The organism is Pseudoclavibacter sp. VKM Ac-2888 (assembly GCF_015351285.1).
Lineage (GTDB): Bacteria > Actinomycetota > Actinomycetes > Actinomycetales > Microbacteriaceae > Pseudoclavibacter.
This window is the reverse complement of record NZ_JADKSM010000001.1, coordinates 408,582-426,266: the sequence shown is the minus strand read 5'-3', so window position 1 is coordinate 426,266 and position 17,685 is coordinate 408,582. Positions and strand designations below refer to the sequence as shown.

Annotated in this window: 17 protein-coding genes and 1 tRNA gene; 11 read left to right on the top strand and 7 right to left on the bottom strand. The window is 68.7% G+C overall.

The features are described 5' to 3' along the window. Positions 1–44: 44 nt before the first annotated feature. From glgA to ITJ61_RS01995, 3 genes are all read left to right on the top strand, one after another. Positions 45–1,229, top strand: coding sequence for a glycogen synthase (gene glgA / locus ITJ61_RS02005; protein ID WP_104242034.1), 1,185 nt, complete (start codon positions 45–47; stop codon positions 1,227–1,229). Between the two features lie 50 nt (positions 1,230–1,279). Next, on the top strand, positions 1,280–2,065 hold the full coding sequence (locus ITJ61_RS02000; RefSeq protein ID WP_194685314.1) for an ABC transporter ATP-binding protein: 786 nt from the start codon (positions 1,280–1,282) through the stop codon (positions 2,063–2,065). An 88-nt stretch (positions 2,066–2,153) separates the two neighbouring features. Then, positions 2,154–2,414 carry a type B 50S ribosomal protein L31 gene (locus ITJ61_RS01995; RefSeq protein ID WP_068481959.1) on the top strand — a complete coding sequence of 87 codons (261 nt, stop codon included), beginning with the start codon at positions 2,154–2,156 and terminating at the stop codon, positions 2,412–2,414. An 84-nt stretch (positions 2,415–2,498) separates the two neighbouring features. Here ITJ61_RS01995 and ITJ61_RS01990 read toward each other — a convergent pair whose 3' ends face one another. After that, positions 2,499–3,194: an exonuclease domain-containing protein gene (locus ITJ61_RS01990; protein WP_104241198.1), complete on the bottom strand. Its 696-nt coding sequence runs from the start codon at positions 3,192–3,194 to the stop codon at positions 2,499–2,501. 105 nt (positions 3,195–3,299) lie between these two features. On the opposite strand from ITJ61_RS01990, the gene ITJ61_RS01985 reads away from it, so the two are divergent. Next, positions 3,300–4,211, top strand: coding sequence for an alpha/beta fold hydrolase (locus tag ITJ61_RS01985; protein WP_104341080.1), 912 nt, complete (start codon positions 3,300–3,302; stop codon positions 4,209–4,211). Next, positions 4,208–5,287, top strand: coding sequence for a glycosyltransferase family 4 protein (locus ITJ61_RS01980; protein ID WP_104341081.1), 1,080 nt, complete (start codon positions 4,208–4,210; stop codon positions 5,285–5,287). The genes ITJ61_RS01985 and ITJ61_RS01980 overlap by 4 nt, the downstream gene beginning before the upstream one ends. Before the next feature lie 34 nt (positions 5,288–5,321). On the opposite strand, the gene ITJ61_RS01975 is transcribed toward ITJ61_RS01980, so the two are convergent. Beyond that, positions 5,322–6,197, bottom strand: a complete 876-nt coding sequence (locus ITJ61_RS01975) for a Sir2 family NAD-dependent protein deacetylase (protein WP_228496561.1) — start codon at positions 6,195–6,197, stop codon at positions 5,322–5,324. Between ITJ61_RS01975 and ITJ61_RS01970 the strand changes: the two genes are divergently transcribed. Next, positions 6,196–7,035: a TrmH family RNA methyltransferase gene (locus ITJ61_RS01970; protein WP_104241194.1), complete on the top strand. Its 840-nt coding sequence runs from the start codon at positions 6,196–6,198 to the stop codon at positions 7,033–7,035. The two genes, ITJ61_RS01975 and ITJ61_RS01970, sit on opposite strands and share 2 nt — an antisense overlap. Positions 7,036–7,047: 12 nt before the next feature. Here the strand turns inward: ITJ61_RS01970 and ITJ61_RS01965 are convergent, their stop codons facing one another. Then, a complete protein-coding gene (locus ITJ61_RS01965; RefSeq protein WP_104341082.1) occupies positions 7,048–7,857 on the bottom strand; it encodes an SGNH/GDSL hydrolase family protein in 810 nt (269 codons plus the stop codon). Between the two features lie 97 nt (positions 7,858–7,954). Here ITJ61_RS01965 and ITJ61_RS01960 point away from each other — a divergent pair, with 97 nt between their 5' ends. Together ITJ61_RS01960 and ITJ61_RS01955 are read left to right on the top strand one after the other, a co-directional pair. Next, positions 7,955–9,133 (top strand): acyl-CoA dehydrogenase family protein, encoded by a 1,179-nt coding sequence (locus ITJ61_RS01960; RefSeq protein ID WP_104341203.1) that lies wholly within the window; start codon positions 7,955–7,957, stop codon positions 9,131–9,133. A 35-nt stretch (positions 9,134–9,168) separates the two neighbouring features. Beyond that, positions 9,169–10,998 carry a DEAD/DEAH box helicase gene (locus ITJ61_RS01955; RefSeq protein ID WP_104241192.1) on the top strand — a complete coding sequence of 610 codons (1,830 nt, stop codon included), beginning with the start codon at positions 9,169–9,171 and terminating at the stop codon, positions 10,996–10,998. 29 nt (positions 10,999–11,027) lie between these two features. Here ITJ61_RS01955 and ITJ61_RS01950 read toward each other — a convergent pair whose 3' ends face one another. The 3 genes from ITJ61_RS01950 to ITJ61_RS01940 all read right to left on the bottom strand — a co-directional run bounded on the left by ITJ61_RS01950 (position 11,028) and on the right by ITJ61_RS01940 (position 12,684). Then, positions 11,028–11,729: a DedA family protein gene (locus ITJ61_RS01950; protein ID WP_104341083.1), complete on the bottom strand. Its 702-nt coding sequence runs from the start codon at positions 11,727–11,729 to the stop codon at positions 11,028–11,030. Positions 11,730–11,836: 107 nt separating this feature from the next. Next, on the bottom strand, positions 11,837–12,385 hold the full coding sequence (locus tag ITJ61_RS01945; RefSeq protein ID WP_181059330.1) for a flavin reductase family protein: 549 nt from the start codon (positions 12,383–12,385) through the stop codon (positions 11,837–11,839). A 213-nt stretch (positions 12,386–12,598) separates the two neighbouring features. Further along, positions 12,599–12,684 (bottom strand) — tRNA-Leu (locus ITJ61_RS01940). Between the two features lie 131 nt (positions 12,685–12,815). Here ITJ61_RS01940 and ITJ61_RS01935 point away from each other — a divergent pair. The 3 genes from ITJ61_RS01935 (at position 12,816) to mshC (ending at position 16,514) form a co-directional block, all read left to right on the top strand. After that, positions 12,816–14,126 (top strand): M20/M25/M40 family metallo-hydrolase, encoded by a 1,311-nt coding sequence (locus tag ITJ61_RS01935; RefSeq protein ID WP_104341084.1) that lies wholly within the window; start codon positions 12,816–12,818, stop codon positions 14,124–14,126. A 164-nt stretch (positions 14,127–14,290) separates the two neighbouring features. Further along, positions 14,291–15,133 (top strand): undecaprenyl-diphosphate phosphatase, encoded by an 843-nt coding sequence (locus ITJ61_RS01930; RefSeq protein WP_104241188.1) that lies wholly within the window; start codon positions 14,291–14,293, stop codon positions 15,131–15,133. A 64-nt stretch (positions 15,134–15,197) separates the two neighbouring features. Next, the gene (gene mshC / locus ITJ61_RS01925) at positions 15,198–16,514 is read left to right on the top strand and encodes a cysteine--1-D-myo-inosityl 2-amino-2-deoxy-alpha-D-glucopyranoside ligase (protein WP_104341085.1); all 1,317 of its coding nucleotides are present in this window, start codon (positions 15,198–15,200) and stop codon (positions 16,512–16,514) included. A gap of 41 nt (positions 16,515–16,555) precedes the next feature. Here the strand turns inward: mshC and ITJ61_RS01920 are convergent, their stop codons facing one another. Further along, a complete protein-coding gene (locus ITJ61_RS01920; protein ID WP_323744289.1) occupies positions 16,556–17,653 on the bottom strand; it encodes a PAC2 family protein in 1,098 nt (365 codons plus the stop codon). Positions 17,654–17,685: the final 32 nt, after the last annotated feature.

Sequence of the window (17,685 nt, the reverse complement as noted above, 5' to 3'; positions counted from 1 at the left end):
TCGAGCTTAGGGGTTCCCAGCCCCGCTGTACTACCGTGGAGCCCGTGAGAGTTGATCTGGTAACACGCGAGTATCCACCGGCCGTCTACGGCGGGGCCGGAGTCCACGTCACCGAGCTCGTCAAGGCGATGAGACGCGACATCGACGTCAACGTCCGCTGCTTCGGAGAGGCGCGCGACGAGCAGCAGACCTATGCGTACAACACGCCCCCTGCCCTCCGATCCGCGAACCCGGCTCTCGGCTTCCTCGGCACCGACCTCGAGATCGCGAACGACATCGCGGGTGCCGACCTCGTGCACTCGCACACCTGGTACGCGAACGCCGCGGGCCACGTCGCGAAGCTGCTGCACGGCATCCCGCACGTCATCACTGCGCACAGCCTCGAGCCGCTCCGCCCCTGGAAGGCAGAGCAGCTCGGAGGCGGCTACCGCCTCTCCAGCTGGATCGAGCAGGTCTCCTACGAGCACGCCGACCGCATCATCGCCGTGAGCCACGGGATGCGCGCCGACATCCTCCGCGCCTACCCGAACCTCGACCCGGAGAAGGTCGAGGTCGTCTACAACGGCATCGACCTCGAGACCTGGCAGCGCGTCGAGGACCCTGAGGCCGCACGGGCCCTCGGCATCGACCCCGACCGCCCCGCTGTCGTCTTCGTCGGCCGCATCACTCGGCAGAAGGGTCTCCCGTACTTCCTGCGCGCCGTGCGCGAGCTGCCACCTGAGGTGCAGGTCATCCTGTGCGCCGGCGCCCCGGACACCCCCGAGATCGAGGCAGAGGTCGCAGGTCTCGTCGAGCAGCTGCAGACCGAGCGCGATGGCGTCCTCTGGCTCGCGCGCCACCTCAGCAAGCGCGAGATCATGACCGCGCTCTCGGCATCGACGGTCTTCGCCTGCCCCTCGATCTACGAGCCGCTCGGCATCGTGAACCTCGAGGCCATGGCCTGCGGCACAGCCGTGGTCGGCACGGCGACCGGCGGCATCCCCGAGGTCGTCGACGACGGGGTGACCGGACGCCTCGTGCCGATCGAGCAGGCAACCGACGGCACGGGAACCCCGCTCGACCCAGACAAGTTCGTCGCCGACCTCGCGCGAGTGCTCACCGAGGTCGTCAGCGACCCCGAGACGGCCGCTCGCTACGGCAAGGCGGGGCGCGAGCGCGCCGAGCGCGAGTTCACCTGGCGCCGCATCAGCGACGAGACGATCTCCATCTACGAGCAGCTCGTTGGCTGACGCGGTGCGCCGCCGAAGCCAGCGCACGAGCCGCGTCTAGGCTGGGGCATATGGCAACGGTTCTCGAATTCAACGACGCTACGGTCGTTCGCAACGGTCGTCCGATCCTCGACCATGTCACCTGGTCCGTCGACGAGACGCAGCGCTGGGCGGTGCTCGGCCCGAACGGCGCCGGGAAATCGACGCTCCTCTCGCTCGCCTCGGCGACGCAGCACCCCACGTCAGGAGACGTCGACGTGCTCGGGGAGCGCCTCGGCCGGACCAACGTCTTCGACCTTCGTCCTCGCATCGGCGTCGCGTCGAGCGCGATGGCGAGGCGCATCCCCGAAGACGAGCGAGTCATCGACGTCGCACTGACCGCCTCCTACGCGGTCACGGGCCGATGGAACGAGGCCTACGAGGAGATCGACGAGCGCCGGGCGCAGCGTGTCCTCGAGGAATGGAACCTCGGCGAGTTCGCTGAGCGTGACTTCGGCACGCTCAGCGACGGCGAGCAGAAGCGAACGCTCATCGCACGGGCGATCATGACCGACCCCGAGCTGCTCCTCCTGGACGAGCCCAGCGCGTCCCTCGATCTCGGAGCTCGCGAGAACCTCCTCGCTGCGCTCTCCAGCTTCGCGCAGAGCGAGTTCGCGCCCGCGATCGTCATGGTCACGCACCACGTCGAGGAGATCCCAGTGGGGATCACCCACGTGCTCCTGCTGCGCGAAGGCAAGGTCGTCGCGGCTGGCCCGATCTCCGAGGTGCTCACGAGCTCGAACCTCGAGACGACCTTCGGGCTTCCCCTCCACGTCACCAACGCCCAGGGACGGTACGCCGCCCGCGCGTCAAACTGACACCCACGGGCTCCTATCTGCTAAAGTTGTCCTTTGGCTCAGGACCCGTGGTCCGATTCTGCTCACCAAACTCGTTGAAGGAACCCTTATGAAGGCTGACGTCCACCCCACCTACAACACGGTGGTGTTCAACGACCTCGCATCGGGGGAGAAGTTCCTCACCCGTTCCACGGTCTCGAGCGCCAAGACGATCGAATGGGAAGACGGCAACACGTACCCAGTCATCGACGTCGAGATCTCCAGCGCCTCGCACCCGTTCTACACGGGCAAGCAGCGCATCATGGACTCCGCAGGTCGTGTTGAGAAGTTCAAGAACCGCTACGCCAAGTTCGGCGGCGGCAGCAAGTAGTCCATTGCTCCACGAAAGGGCGGCACCGTTTCGGTGCCGCCCTTTCGCGCGTCTGCTGGGTGCCTCACCGAGGCCCGTCGCCGGTTAGGGAGCGCTGCGCACCGGCCACGCGCCGTCGGCGGTGAAGTCCGGGTCTCGATTGGCGCGCATGTACGCCTCGAAGTCCCTGGCCTGGTCCGCCGCCCACGTGACCTGCTTCGTGTGCAGCTCCTGGAGCGGCAGCCCGAGTTCCGCGGGATACTTGGCCGCCAGTGCGAGCGCAAGCTGGCCCGCGGCGACGGCGTCGTCACCCGCGGAGTGCGCGTCGATCAGTTCCACGCCATAGAAGAGGGCGGTGTCGGTGAGCGTGCGCTTGCCCTTGCGGTACTTGTCGAGCGCCCGGTCGATGACGAGCGGGTCGACGACCTGCTCGGCGAAGACAATCTGCTCCAGGCCGTGACGCGCGCACTCCCGAGCGAACAGGGTGAGATCGTACGGCGCGTTGTAGATGACCAGCGGAACACGGTGCCGGGCGATCCAGTCGAGCGCAGCCCGAAGCTCCCCGACGACCTCGCCTGCCGGCCGCCCCTCGGACTGGGCGATCTCCGTGGTGATGCCGTGCACGGCCGCCGCGCGCTCGGGGATGGGGACGCCCGGGTCCGCCAGCCAATCCGTGCCGCGCTCGATCGTGCCATCGCCATCGATGAGCCCGACGAACGCCGTCACGATCCGGTCGTTCTCGACATCGATGCCGGTCGTCTCGAGATCGAACACCGCGATCCGCTTCGTCCACTCGGTCATTGCTTCCTCATCCCGCCTCGGCGTCCTCTTGCAGGCACTTCCACCGCGCATCGCACGGGAGCGCCTGAGCACGGCTTCCCGCCCTGCTCGGTACACTCTTGCACGATGCCTTCCTCCGCTCTTGCAGCCACTCCCGAGTCCCCGTCGCTCGCCCGCACAGCGCGTGTCCTGGGCTCCGAATGCGCCTGGTGGGAGATCGGCCCATTGGCCGGCGACGCCCGCGCGACGGTTGTGCTGGTCCACGGCTTCCGCGGCACCCACCACGGGCTGCTCCCCGTCGTGGAACGGCTCCCGGACGTTCGCTTCCTCGCACCCGACCTGCCGGGTTTCGGGGAGTCGCGGCCACTCGCAAGCGGACACACGCTCGACGACTACTCGGCCTGGCTCGAGGCGTTCCTCCATGAGGTCGACCCGAACGGGACCGCCATCGTCCTCGGCCACTCGTTCGGCTCGCTCGTGATCGCCCGGCGCCCCGCCGCGATCGGCGATCGGCGCCTCGTGCTCGTCAACCCCATCGCCGCGCCCGCCCTGGAAGGCCAGCAGGCGATCCTCACGAAGCTCGCGATCTTCTACTACTGGCTCGGCTCGAAGCTGCCAGAGTCGGCGGGCAGGATGCTGCTCTCGCATCCGCTCATCACACGCGTCATGAGCGAGGTCATGGCCAAGACCACCTCGAAGCCGCTCCGAGCCTGGATCCACGCCGAGCATGAACGGCACTTCTCGGACTTCTCCGACCGCGACACGCTCCTCGCCGCGTTCCGTGCATCCGTCTCCGACTCGGTTCTCGCCCATGCACACGAACTGCCAGCGTCCACCGCGCTCATCGCTGGCGCGCTCGACGACATCGCGCCGCTCGAAGCCCAGCTCGAACTCGCGAGGCTCGCCGAGCTGCCGCTGCACGTGATCGCCGGCACGGGACACCTCGTGCACTACGAGACGCCGATCGCAGCCGCCCGCCTGCTCTCCGAGTTCATCGACGAGAACTCCACACCCGACGATGCGGAGCGCAGCCGGTGAAACTGCTCTTCGACTGCAGGTACGTTCGGATCGACCGCCACGACGGCATCTCGCGGTACTCGGCTGAGCTCGTGCGTGCGCTCTCCGAACTGCACCCGGTCACCATGCTCATCTCCGACGAACGACAGCTGCCCATGCTGCCGGACCTTCCGCACGCGCTCATCAGCGCGCCGACGTCGCCAGCGGAGCCGTTCGTCGCTCGCCAGATCAACGCGCTGCGCCCCGAAGTGGTCGTGAGCCCCATGCAGACGATGGGCTCGCTCGGGCGGCACTACGGGCTCATCCTCACGATCCACGACCTCATCTACTACGAGCACCCGAAGCCCCCGCAGTTCCTCCCCTGGTACGTGCGCGCGCTGTGGCGGGTCTACCACCTGTCCTTCTGGCCGCAGCGGCTCCTCCTCGCCGGTGCGGACCAGGTCGCGGTGGTCTCGGCGACGACCCGCGGGCTGCTCGAGTCCAAGAAGCTCACCCGCCGCCCCATCCCGCTCGTGCCCAACGCGCCAGATCGCGCGTTCGTCGCGCCGGCGAGGACCGAGCCGCCGAGCGAGCCCAATCTCGTCTACATGGGCTCCTTCATGCCGTACAAGAACGTCGAGACGCTGGCGCGCGCCATGCGCGACCTGCCTGGCTGGCGACTCCACCTCTGCTCGAAGGCGGATGCGCGCACCCTGGCGGCGCTCGAGGATCTCGCCCCCACGGGTTCGATCGTCGCCCACCAGGGCGTGAGCGATGAGGAGTACCGCGCGCTGCTCGCCAACGCCACCGCCCTCGTGACCGCGTCGAAGAGCGAGGGCTTCGGGCTGCCGCTCGTGGAAGCCATGTCCGCAGGCACACCCGTTCTCGTGAGCGACACCCCGATCTTCCGCGAGGTCGGGGGAGCAGCAGCCGGGTACTTCCCGGCCGATGACGCGGCGCTGCTCGCGACGAAGGCGAGGCAGCTCGACGGCAGCGCGCAGGCGTGGGCCGCCGCCTCAGCTGCTGGCGTGGCGAGGGCCGCCGAGTACGCGTGGGAGCGATCCGCCGCCTCGCTGCTCAGCGCCTGCCAAGAGGTGGCAGAGCAGCGACAGCGCTGACGGCTTCCGGCCGGCCTCGGGGTTCTGGGTCGGCCTAGGAATCCGACGTGAGCCGGGCCGCGAGGTCGGCGAGCGACTCGGAGGTGCCGCCGTCGACGTAGACGAAGGCCAGGTGCTCGATCGCGGCCCCGCCGCGGTTGAACAGCACGACCGGCTTGCCAGCTGCCACGGCGCGATGCACGAGCCTGCGTCCAGTGTTGACGACCAGGGACGTACCGGCGACCAGGAGCGCGTCGGACCCGTCGACGAGGTTGCGGGCACGCTCGGCGACCTCGGGACGAACGACGTCACCGAACATCACGACGTCCGGTTGCAGGATGCCCCCGCAGACCGGGCAGCTCGGGAGCTCCTCGATCTCCGCGCCGCTCGCCTCGGCGTCACCGTCTGGGCGGCTGCTCGCGTCGGCCGCCAGCTCGGCGATGCCGGGGGAGGACTCGATGATGTCGGCGAGCAGCGAGGCCCGTGAGACCTCGTGCCCGCACTGCGTGCAGCTCGCGGTGCGCATGCTGCCGTGGAGCTCGACGACGTTGCGGCTGCCTGCGCGGAGGTGGAGGCCATCCACGTTCTGCGTGGCGACCCCCGTCGTGGCGCCGTGTCGCTCGAGCTCGGCGAGTGCCAGGTGGCCCGCGTTGGGCTCCGCTCCGGAGAACCGTGCCGCACCGAGCGCGGCGCCGGCCCAGTAGCGCCTGCGCGTCGCCTCGTCGGACATGAACTGCTGGATCGTCATGGGCGAGATCCTCGGCGCCTTGCCGTCCCCGCGGTAGTCGGGGATGCCCGAGTCCGTCGAGAGCCCGGCTCCGGTGAGCACCGCGAACGCCCGATCCGCCAGCACATCCGCGGCACGTGCAAGACCCTCAGCTCGCGACCGCTCCGCCATGGCACCGCCCGCTTCTGACAGGATTGCCTCCATGCGCCTGACCCCTCTCCAATCGACCGATTGGCCACGTGCGGCCCCATCCGTCCGTTCACTCGAACAGTCTGGACTCGACGACTATTCCCGCCTGACCGACGTGGCCCTCCGCCGTCGCCTCGAGCCGGAAGGTGGCCTCTACCTCGCCGAGTCGCCGAAGGTCATCGAGCGGGCGCTGCGAGCCGGCCACACGCCCCGTTCCCTCCTCCTCATGGAGCAGTGGCTCCCAACCGTCGAGCCACTGCTCGAGGCGTTCCCCGACGTGCCCGTGTACGTCGGTTCCAGCGAGCAGCTCGAGCAGCTGACCGGCTTCCGCATGCACCGGGGAGCCCTGGCCTCGATGCACAGGCCCCCGCTGCTCGACCCCGCAGACCTGCTCGCGACGGCGAAGACCGTCGTGGTGCTCGAGGATCTCGTGGATCACACGAACGTCGGCGCGGTGTTCCGGGCTGCTGCCGGTCTCGGGGCCGACGCGGTGCTCGTCACCCAGGAATGCGCCGATCCCCTCTACCGGCGCAGTGTGCGGGTCAGCATGGGCACCGTCTTCCAGGTGCCGTGGACCCGGCTGCCGGTGTGGCGGGAGGCAGCCACGCTGTTCGCAGACGCCGGCTTCGACGTCGCAGCGCTCGCCCTGGACGACGACGCCGTCTCGCTCCGGGACTACGCCGCGGACCGTCCCGAGCGCGTCGCGATCCTGCTCGGCACGGAGGGGGACGGCCTGAGTCGCGGCGCCCTCAGCGCTGCGACGACGACCGTCACGATTCCGATGCTCCACGGCGTCGACTCGCTCAACGTCGCTGCGGCGAGTGCCGTCGCGCTCTACGCGCTCACCGGGTAGGGCTCTGCGCGCTCACCCGAGAGGGGAGTCGATGTCGGTGCCGAAAGAGAAGGGCTCGGCGAACGGACGCTTCGCGATCACGTTGTCGCCCGATGACTCGTTCCTGAGGCGACGCAGCACCCACGGAACGAGGTGCTCTCTCGCCCACACCATGTCCTGCGCGCGGGCCTCGCGCCACCGAGAGGGACGGGCCGGTGCAGGCTGCATCGCCACGAGCTCGTTCTCGACGTTCAACGCGGCGAGCACCATGCGAGCCACCTCGTGGTGCCCGTAGGCGTTGAGGTGCAGGCGGTCGCTGACCCACATGCTGGGGCGCTGGATGGAGCGAAGCGCCCACTGGTCGGCGACGATGCAGTCGTGGTACTCGGCGATCCCGCGGATGTGCTCGTTGTAGATGGCGATCTTGCCGCGCATCGATGAGAATACCGGCGCGAACTTCGTGTCCACCCCGGTGAACACCACGACGGTGGCGCCGCTGGCACGCAGCGAGCCGACGAGTCGCGAGAACCGCGCGGCGATCGCGTCCGGGTCCGCGCCCGGGCGGATGATGTCGTTCCCACCAGCGGAGACCGTCACGAGGTCGGGCTTCAGCTCGAGCGCCGGCCCGAGCTGCTCCTCGGCGATCTGATCCAGCAGTCGGCCGCGGATGGCCAGGTTCGCGTAGGCGAAGTCGGAGCGGTGTGCGGCGAGTTCCTCTGCCACACGATCGGCCCAGCCGCGGAGACCGCCTGGAGCGGTCGGCTCAGGGTCGCCGACGCCCTCGGTGAAGGAATCGCCGATCGCCACGTAGCGGCTCCAGGGTATGAGTTCGGGTTCTGACATCTCGCCGTTTCTCTCCTCGATCGGAACTGAAGACTAGACCGTCACAGACGCTGACGTGGTCATCGAGGTCGAAGCCGTGACGAGTACCGTGGTGGACATGCCAGCTTCAGACCCGAGATCCATTTTGGCCGATGACCTGCTCGAGGTGCTCAATCAGCGCGCGAGCCGCCACGACGCGGAGAACTCCTTCCCCGCGGACGACCTCGAGGCGCTCCGCGAGATCGGCTACCTGCGGCTGCTGGTTCCTCGCGACTTCGGCGGCACGGGAGCATCCCTCGAGCAGGCCGTGCGATGCCAGGCACGTCTCGCGGCCGCGGCTCCAGCGACGGCCCTCGCCGTGAACATGCACCACGTGGTCGCCGGCATCGCCCGCGCGAGGCACGAGGCGGGCGAAGGGGCCCTCGACTGGATGCTGCGCGAGATCGTCGCGGGGGAGACCTACGCGCTCGCCATCTCCGAGATCGGCAACGACGCCGTCCTCTACGACTCGAATGTCCGTGCCGAGCCGGAGGCCGACGGCGGCTACCGGCTGCACGGCATGAAGATCTTCACCTCGCTCTCTCCCGTCTGGACGAGCCTCGTGACCTTCGGCCGCGACGACACCGGAGCGGAGCCGGCTCTCGTCCACGGAGTGCTGCGACGCGGCGACGACGGCGTGCGCATCCACGATGACTGGGACACGCTCGGCATGCGGGGGACGCAGAGCTGCTCCACCTCCCTGGACGGTGCCCGTATCCCCGCCGAGCGCGTCATCGCTCGGCTCCCGGTCGGACCGAGCAGCGAACCGCACATCTTCGCCGTTCACTCGAACTTCCTCCTCCTCGTCGCCTCGTGCTACGTCGGGATCGGCGACCGCGCGCTCGAGCTGGCGATCGAGGCCGCCGAGCACCGGACGAGCTCGACGCAGGGCGGGATCCGTCTCGCCGACGACGTGCAGGTTCGAGAGGAAATCGCCAGGATGAGCATTCGACAGCTCGCAGCGCGTACCCTCGTTGAGTCCATCGCTCGCGATGTCGACGAGGGGGTGCCTCACGGCGACGCCTGGTTCGCGCGCCTGACGATGGCGAAGTACGAGGCGGTGGCCGCCGCGGCGACCACGACGCAGGACGCGCTCGGGATTGTCGGCGGCAGCGGCTACCGTTCCGGACATGAGCTCGCGCGACTGCTGCGCGACGTGCTCGCAGGCGGTTTGCACCCGTCGAACGAGCGAGCCGTGCGCCGGCTGCACGCCAGCCACCGACTCGGACCAATCCAAGACCCACCCGCACGGCGCTGACCGGGCGACTGCCCTGAGAGGAACTCGACGCAGCCATGACCGAACGCGAAGCCGTCCAGGAAGCTCATCCCTCCAGCCACGACGGCTCACGCTACGGTCACCAGGTCGGCACCTTCGCTGCCGAGCACCTCTCCCCGTCGTTCCCGCAGCGAGCGCCGTGGGGCACCGCCGGGAGGCTGCGTGCCTGGCAGGCTGAGGCGCTCGACGTCTACTTCGAGTCCGAGCCTCGAGACTTCCTCGCCTCCGCGACGCCAGGCGCTGGCAAGACGACCTTCGCCCTGCGACTCGCCACCGAGCTCCTCCAGCGCCGCTCCGTCGATCGCATCACGATCGTCGCGCCGACCGACCACCTCAAGACGCAGTGGGCGGAGGCTGCCGCTCGAGTCGGCCTTCGCATCGACCCGCGCTACGGCAACAACCAGGGCATCCACTCACGTCAGTTCCACGGCGTGGCCGTGACCTACGCGCAGGTCGCGATGAAGCCGAGCGTGCACAGCCACCTGACGGCCTCCGGACGCACGCTCGTCATCCTCGACGAGGTGCACCATGGCGGAGACGCGCTGAGCTGGGGAGACGCGATCCGCGAGGCCTTCGGACACGCCGACCGCCGACTCTCGCTCACGGGAACGCCCTTCCGCTCCGACTCCGCGCCGATCCCGTTCGTCACCTACGCCCCGAATGAGGACGGCATCCGCACATCCCTCACCGACTACTCCTACGGGTACGGCCGTGCGCTCGAGGACGGCGTCGTGCGCCCAGTGCTCTTCATGTCCTACGCCGGCAACGTGCGGTGGCGCGACACGCAGGGGGAGGAGATGTCAGCGGGCCTCGCGGAGGACAACACGAAGGACATCGTCTCCCAGGCGTGGCGCACCGCCCTCGACCACGAAGGGCAGTGGATCCCCCAGGTCCTGCAGGCGGCCGACCAGCGCCTCAGCGAGGTCCGCCAGGAAGTCCCGGATGCCGGCGGCCTCGTCATCGCCACCGACCACGCGGCGGCAAAGGGCTACGCGGCGATCCTGAAGACCATCACGGGAACCAAGCCCGCGCTCATCCTCTCCGACGACAAGGGCGCGTCCGACCGCATCACCGAGTTCTCCGCGAGCGACGAGCGGTGGATGGTCGCCGTCCGCATGGTGTCGGAGGGCGTCGACGTGCCTCGGCTCGCTGTGGGCGTCTACGCAACCAACGCGTCGACGCCGATGTTCTTCGCACAGGCCATCGGCCGCTTTGTGCGCGCCCGCAAGAAGGGCGAGACCGCGACGGTCTTCGTGCCGAGCGTGCCGCAGCTCACGAAGCTCGCGCACGCGCTGGAGATGGAGCGCAACCACGCGCTCGATCGGCTCGCTGACGCCGACGACTCCCGCGCTCCGGAAGAAGACATGATGGCCGCCGCCGAGCGGCCGGACAAGACCTCGGACGAGCTCGGGAAGTTCACGTTCGAGGCGATCTCGAGCGAGGCGCTGTTCGACAAGGTCCTCTACGACGGCGGCGATTTCGGCTACGCGGCCGAAGTCGGCAGCGAGGAGGAGCTGGAGTTCCTCGGGCTGCCCGGGATCCTCGACGCCGACCAGGTGCGGTCGGTGCTGTCCCAGCGCCAGGCGAAGCAGGGGCGCATCCAGGAGTCGCGCGTGAAGGCAGGCCCACCGGCTCCCGCGCCGCCCCAGGCGCTCCACCGAACCCTGAAGGAGCAGCGAACGCTGCTCAACAGCCTCGTCTCGGTCTACGCGAAGCAGTCGGGGGAGCCGCACGGCATCGTGCACGCGGAGCTGCGACGCAGCTGCGGGGGGCCAGCGGTGGGACAGGCGACCGTGTCGCAGATCCAGGCGCGTATCGACGTGCTCCGGCGGCGCATGCGCTCCTGAGCCGTCAGCCGACCTGAGCGCGCGCGCCTTCAGGCCGAGTGGCCGCCGCGGTGCACCCGCCCGCGGATCTTCACGACCAGGAACCAGATGATCGCGCCTCCCACGAGGGCGTACACGAGGTACTTGAGCGCGTCTGCGTAGATGAGGATCTGCTCCCAGGAGTCGCCGAGCAGGTAGCCGGCCATCACGAACACGGTGTTCCAGATCGCGGAGCCGGCGAGCGTCAGCAGGCCGAACTGGAGTGCGGGCATCCGCTCGATGCCGGCCGGTATCGAGATCAGACTCCGGAAGATCGGCAGGAACCGGCCGAAGAAGACGGCCTTCTTGCCGTGCTTCTTGAACCAGTTGGTCGTCTTGACGACGTCGGCCGCGTCGACGAGAGGGATCTTCCGAGCGAGCCACACCATGCGGTTGTGTCCGAGCCAGCGACCGAGCCAGTACAGGGCATAGGCGCCGACCACCGAGCCGATCGTGGTCCAGATGATGGCCTCGAGCACGGAGAACTTGCCCTGGTGCGCTGCCAAGCCCGCCAGCGGAAGGATGATCTCGGACGGGATAGGCGGGAAGAGGTTCTCCAGCGCGACGGCGATGCCGGCGCCAGGAGCCCCGATGGTTCCCATGATCTCGATCGCCCAATCGGAGATGACCCCGAAGATGCCGCCGGTCGCCTCATCGACGGCGCTCCCTCCTGAGCTGGCGGCGTGGAGGAGTGTCGTGGCGAGGCCAGGCATGGTTCGAGGAGGTCCTTCTCGGTCTGGGAGCGTGGAGGCAGTTCATGCGCCAATCGCTCGTCACAGTGCTGCGCTCCCAAACTACCCGACCGCTCCACGGCCCCCTCTCAGCTGTGCGGGGCGCCGAGCTTTCGCCACACGCGATTGCGGTAGACGACCCCGTCGTCCTCCAGCGGGGCGCCAGCGCTCCCATCCCTGGCCTCGACGATGTCCAGGACGACAAGAACCGCGCCGTCCACGTCGAGCGTGCTGCGGACGCTGCCACGCGCCCAGCGCGTGACGGCCCTGTAGTGCGGTTCTCCGCTCGGCAGATAGCCCCAGCTGTCTCGGTCTGCGAAGCGGTCGATACCGCTCGTGGCGGCCACCTGGGCCACCGCGAGCGACGCCTCGTCGATGAAGTGCACGAGCACGCTGGACGATCCCAGGATTCCGGGCGTCGCCGACGAGGCCTTCGACAGCGAGAAGGCGACAAGCGCGGGGGAAGCGTTGACCGACGTGAGCGAAGTGATCGTCATCGCGACCGGACCGGCTTCGCTCTCGGCCGTGAGCACCGCGACACCCGAGGGGTGCTGGCGGAACAGCGAGCGGAAGCTCTCGGAGAGCTCGGTCTGATCGATCTGCGTGTGGTTCGCGAGCGACGTGGTTTCAGCGGGCACTGGTGCACTCCTGGGATGACGGTGGATGGACCTCATCGAGCGTCACCCGCAGAGCGTGTCCTGGCAAGCCAACGTTGCCGAGTGTTTCCCTCCGCGCCGTCTCACTACGCAGTGCGTCAGGAAGCGAATCGCAGATGACCTGAGGGACGAAACAGGAAGCTGCGGCAGGGAACACGAAAGGCCCGGGAGAAAACTCCCGGGCCTTTCAACCTGTGCGCGAGGGGGGACTTGAACCCCCACGCCCTAATACGGGCACTAGCACCTCAAGCTAGCGCGTCTGCCATTTCCGCCACCCGCGCAGGTTGTGCTGTTGAGCACGAGGAGAAACATTACCAGGATTCCGGCGAAACGCTAATCGAGGCCGAAAAGCGTGCATCCCGGGCGCGTCGCAGGGACTATCTGGGGGACTCCGCGGCGGTAGCGTTGGGGCATGGCTGACTCCCTCGAACTCGATCCGACCGTCACGACGACCCAGGACCTCATCCGCCTCGACACCACGAACTACGGCGAAGGCCGCTCCAAGGGCGAGACCGAGGCTGCGCAGTACCTGGAGGCGCGGCTCCAGGCTCTCGGTCTGGACGTCACGACGATCGAGGCGGCCCCAGGACGCCCGAGCATCTTCACGCGCATCCCGGGGCGCAACCCGGAGAAGCCGGCGCTCGTCGTGCACGGACACACTGATGTCGTCCCGGCGGAAGCTGGCAACTGGAGCGTCGACCCATTCGCCGGCGTCATCAAGGACGGCCTCCTGTGGGGGCGCGGTGCCGTCGACATGAAGAACATGGACGCCATGATCCTGACCGCCGTCGAGGAGATCCTCGGCGCGGGCGAGCTGCCGGAGCGCGAGCTGGTCCTCGCGTTCTTCGCCGACGAGGAGAACGGCGGCCAGTTCGGATCCGAGCCCATCGCCCGCGACCATCCGGAGCTCTTCGCTGGCGCGACGCAGGCGATCTCCGAGGTCGGCGGCTACTCGATCACGGTCGGCGGCAAACGCGCCTACCTGCTGCAGACGGGGGAGAAGGCGCTCCTGTGGCTGCGGCTCCACGCCAAGGGGAGGGCGGCTCACGGCTCACGGGTCATCCCTGCTGAGGAGAACGCCGTGACGCGCCTGGCCCAGGCCATCGCGAAGCTCGGCTCCCACGAGTGGCCGGTGCTCCTCAACGACACGACCTCCTCGATGATCACGGAGCTCGCTCGCCTCCTCGAGGTCGACCCGCAGGAGACCACGCCGGGTGCAATCGTCCTCGCGACCGGCAGCGCGTCTGGGTTCCTCACGGCCAGCCTCCGCTCGACGACGAACCCAACGATGCTGAACGCCGGCTACAAGCACAACGTCATCCCGGAGTCGGCGAGCGTCGCCATCGACGCGCGGCCCTTCCCCGGAGCCGAGGACGAGCTCCTCGCGGAGATCCAGGCCATCGTCGGCGACGACATCGAGATCGAGACCGTGTTCCGAGGCATCGGCACGCAGGCTCCCGTCTCGGGCCCGATCGTCGACGCGGCGACGGCGGCCCTGCAGCGGCACGACCCCGAAGCCGTCGTCGTGCCGTACTTCCTCTCCGGCGGAACCGACAACAAGGCGCTCGCGACGCTCGGCATCGAGGGCTACGGCTTCGCCCCGCTCCGCCTCCCTGAGGGCATCGACTTCCCCGCGATGTTCCACGGCGTCGACGAGCGCGTGCCGCTCGAGTCGCTGGTCTTCGGACGCAAGGTGCTCGGGGACTTCCTGCGCAGCTACTGAGCGCTCGGTGGGCGTGCTCGATCCGGGCACGCCCGCTCTCCGCATCCATTCGGCTCCGGGGTGCCATCCGCGCCTGACTGCCGGATTCGTGTTAGCGTGCGCCGGGCCCGACGTGACCTCGACCGCGGCCGCAGCAGGAAATCTCTCTCGAAAAGGCAGTGGCAATGAACTGGTTTGACGCCGTCATCCTCGGACTCGTGCAGGCGCTCACTGAGTTCCTCCCGATCTCCTCGAGCGCGCACATCCGCATCGTCGGCGAGTGGATCGGCGTGCAGGACCCTGGGGCGACGTTCACCGCCATCATCCAGCTGGGCACCGAGGCCGCCGTCCTGGTCTACTTCTGGGGCGACATCAAGCGCATCATCTCGCGCTGGTTCGGCTCGCTTCGCGGCAGCGTTCCGCGGAGCGACCCAGATGCGCGCATGGGCTGGCTCATCATCTTCGGCTCGATCCCGATCGTCGTCCTCGGCTTCCTGCTGCAGAGCCTGATCCGGGACCAGTTCAGGTCGCTCTGGATCGTGGCGTTCACGCTCATCATCTTCGGCGTCATCCTCGGCCTCGCCGACATCTTCGGGAAGCGCGCGAAGGCGCTGCAGGACCTCAACACGAGGGACGGCATCGTCTACGGGTTCGCTCAGGCGCTCGCCCTCATCCCCGGCGTCTCCCGCTCTGGCGGCACGATCACGGCCGGACGCATCATGGGCTACGACCGCCCGTCGGCCGCCCGCTACAGCTTCCTCCTGGCCGTGCCAGCCGTCTTCGGCTCCGGCTTCTACGAGCTCGTCTCCGCGTTCGGGGAGACGGAGGGCGCGCAGGCGCCCGTCGTCGGAACGATCATCGCGACGATCATCTCGTTCGTGGTCGGCCTCGTGGTCATCAAGTACCTCATGGCGTACCTCAACAAGGGCAGCTTCCTGCCCTTCGTGGTGTACCGCATCGCGCTCGGCACGCTCATCATCATCCTGCTGTCGTTCGGGCTCATGGACCCGACGAGCGGTGCCGCCTGACGCTGACACGCGGTGGGGAGTCCCACTCGACGGTCAAGGCTGGGGCGCGACATAGGATGTCCCGGTGCGAACCGTTCCCTCGTGGCCCATCCCTGCAGTCCCCTCGGTAGCCGGCAACGGCGGTGGTCCGATCAGGGTCTTCGACTCGGCGAGCGGACGTGTGCAGGACACCGTCACCCCCGATGGGATCGCGACCCTCTATGTCTGCGGGATCACCCCATACGACGCGACGCACCTCGGCCACGCGGCCACGTATCTCGCGTTCGACACCCTCGGACGCGCCTGGCGCGATGCGGGTCTCGAGGTCAGGTACGCGCAGAACATCACGGACGTCGACGACCCGCTCCTCGAGCGCGCCGCCAAGACGGGGCGCGACTGGCAGGAGATCGCGACCTCGCAGACCGACCTCTTCCGCTCGGACATGGCCGCGCTTCGTGTGCTGCCGCCCGACGCGTACGTGCGGGTGCAGGACAGCATCGCCGAGACGGGCGAGGCCATCGCGAAGCTCATCGACGCGGGACTCGCCTACCGGGTTGCCGTCGCGAGCGACGCGGCTCCCGCTGCCGTCACCGAGCTCGGCGACGTGTACTACGACGTCGCGGCCGCCGAGACCGCCAGCAGCTGGACGATGGGCGACGTCTCCGGGTACACCCCAGCCGAGATGGAAGCCGCCTTCCTCGAGTTCGGGGGAGACCCGGACCGTGAAGGCAAGCACGGCCCCTTCGATCCGCTGCTCTGGCGCAGCGCGCGCGACGGCGAGCCCGCCTTCGAGAGCGCCGTGGGACTCGGTCGTCCCGGTTGGCACATCGAGTGCTCCGTCATCGCGACGCGCACGCTCGGGGCCCCGATCTCGGTGCAGGGCGGCGGCCGCGACCTTCGCTTCCCCCACCACGAGCTCTCGGCCGCGCACGCCATCTCGCTGACCTCGGCTGACTCGAACGGCTCGGCCGACGACTTCGCCCGCGCGTACGCGCATGCTGGCCTCATCGCCTACGACGGAACCAAGATGTCGAAGTCCCTCGGCAACCTCGTGCTCGTCTCGAGGCTCACCGCCGATGGGGTCGATCCCATGGCGATCAGGCTCGCGATGCTCTCCCACCACTACCGGAGCGACTGGGAGTGGACCGACGCGGAACTCGAGCGCTCGAGTGAGCGCCTGTCTGCCTGGCGTGAGCGAGCACGGCGGTCGATCGCCGGAGGAGTCCCGTCCGAGCAGAGCAGCTTCGTCACGCGGATGCGGGCGGCGATCGCCGAGGATCTGAACACCCCAGCGGTCGTCGAGATCGTCGACGAGTGGGTGCAGGCGCCTCCGGCCGCCGGAGACGGCGACGTCGTCAGGCTCGTCGACGCCCTCCTGGGTGTGAGCCTCACCAGCGAGTAGCTCCGAGCGGGTCCCGGCCCGGGACCAGCTCCTTGGCTGGGTCAGTCCTCGGAGTCCTCGGGTGCCTCGGTCTCCTCCGCGGCAGGAGACTCCGACTCGGCGGCGTCCGCATCCTGATCGTCACCCTCGGGCGCCACTCGGCGATCGCCTCCCATGGGCCGCTGCGCGGTCCCGGAGAGATCCGTCGGGAACGCTCCTGGCCCCGGCTGCGGCTTCTTCCCGGCCGCCTGCTCGAGGAAGCGCTCGAACTCCTGCGCGATCGCCTCACCGGACGCCTCAGGCGCCTCGACCATGTCGCGCGTGCGCTCGAGGTAGCCGACGTACTGCGCGATCTCCTCGTCCTGCGCAGTCGCCTCCGTCACCTCCGCCTCCCATTCCGCGGACTCGGTGACGAGTTCGCCGTGGGGAATCGAGACATCGACGATCTCGGTGAGACGGTCGACGAGGGCGAGCGTGGCCTTCGGCGAGGGCGAGTGGTGCGCGTAGTGGGGAACGGAAGCCCAGAGCGAGAGCACCAGCATGCCGCGCGAACGCGCTTCCTCGCCGATCGCCGACAGCACTCCCGTCGGACCCTCGTACTCGCTGCGGTCGATGTCGAGCTCCTCGCGGACCGCCGCGTCGTCGCTCGACATGAAGATCGTGATGGGTCTGGTGTGCGGCACGTCAGCGAGGAGCGCCCCGACGAGCACGACGCGCGTGATGCCCTCCCGCTCGCACAGGTCGACGACGTGCTTCGTGAAGCTCCGCCACCGCAGCGTCGGCTCGGGCCCGATGAGCACGAAGACGTTCTCACCGTTGTCGGAGCTCACTGAGAGCCCCGCATCTGCTGCGAGCTCGGTGGTCTCGGCCGGGGCGTCCGTCGCCGAGGCCTCACGCAGCGCGATGCCGCTGAAGGCGACGCTCGGCCATTGGATCTTCCGGATCCCCTCCACACCAGCCTTCATGACCGGGCGGTGGATCGAGTAGTCGAAGAAGGACTCGTCGTCGATGTCCTCGATGAGGCGGTCCGCGCCGATAGCCTCCTGCAGCGATCGGACGGCGCTCGATGCCGCGTCGCCCGCGTCGTTCCAGCCGAGCAGGGCGACCACCAGCAGTCTGCCTCGCGCAAATGGTGTGGTGGCCTCGCTGTGATCCGTCACCGTGCTCCTCGCCATGGATGGACTGTCGTCCA

What these genes read in the sequence shown, in the direction of transcription:
- ITJ61_RS02000 (WP_194685314.1), top strand. Translation starts at nt 1,280, where the DNA reads ATGGCAACGGTTCTCGAATTCAACGACGCTACGGTCGTTCGCAACGGT.
- ITJ61_RS01995 (WP_068481959.1), top strand. Translation starts at nt 2,154, where the DNA reads ATGAAGGCTGACGTCCACCCCACCTACAACACGGTGGTGTTCAACGAC.
- ITJ61_RS01990 (WP_104241198.1), bottom strand. Translation starts at nt 3,194, where the DNA reads ATGACCGAGTGGACGAAGCGGATCGCGGTGTTCGATCTCGAGACGACC.
- ITJ61_RS01985 (WP_104341080.1), top strand. Translation starts at nt 3,300, where the DNA reads ATGCCTTCCTCCGCTCTTGCAGCCACTCCCGAGTCCCCGTCGCTCGCC.
- ITJ61_RS01970 (WP_104241194.1), top strand. Translation starts at nt 6,196, where the DNA reads ATGCGCCTGACCCCTCTCCAATCGACCGATTGGCCACGTGCGGCCCCA.
- ITJ61_RS01975 (WP_228496561.1), bottom strand. Translation starts at nt 6,197, where the DNA reads ATGGAGGCAATCCTGTCAGAAGCGGGCGGTGCCATGGCGGAGCGGTCG.
- ITJ61_RS01965 (WP_104341082.1), bottom strand. Translation starts at nt 7,857, where the DNA reads ATGTCAGAACCCGAACTCATACCCTGGAGCCGCTACGTGGCGATCGGC.
- ITJ61_RS01960 (WP_104341203.1), top strand. Translation starts at nt 7,955, where the DNA reads ATGCCAGCTTCAGACCCGAGATCCATTTTGGCCGATGACCTGCTCGAG.
- ITJ61_RS01955 (WP_104241192.1), top strand. Translation starts at nt 9,169, where the DNA reads ATGACCGAACGCGAAGCCGTCCAGGAAGCTCATCCCTCCAGCCACGAC.
- ITJ61_RS01950 (WP_104341083.1), bottom strand. Translation starts at nt 11,729, where the DNA reads ATGCCTGGCCTCGCCACGACACTCCTCCACGCCGCCAGCTCAGGAGGG.
- ITJ61_RS01935 (WP_104341084.1), top strand. Translation starts at nt 12,816, where the DNA reads ATGGCTGACTCCCTCGAACTCGATCCGACCGTCACGACGACCCAGGAC.
- ITJ61_RS01930 (WP_104241188.1), top strand. Translation starts at nt 14,291, where the DNA reads ATGAACTGGTTTGACGCCGTCATCCTCGGACTCGTGCAGGCGCTCACT.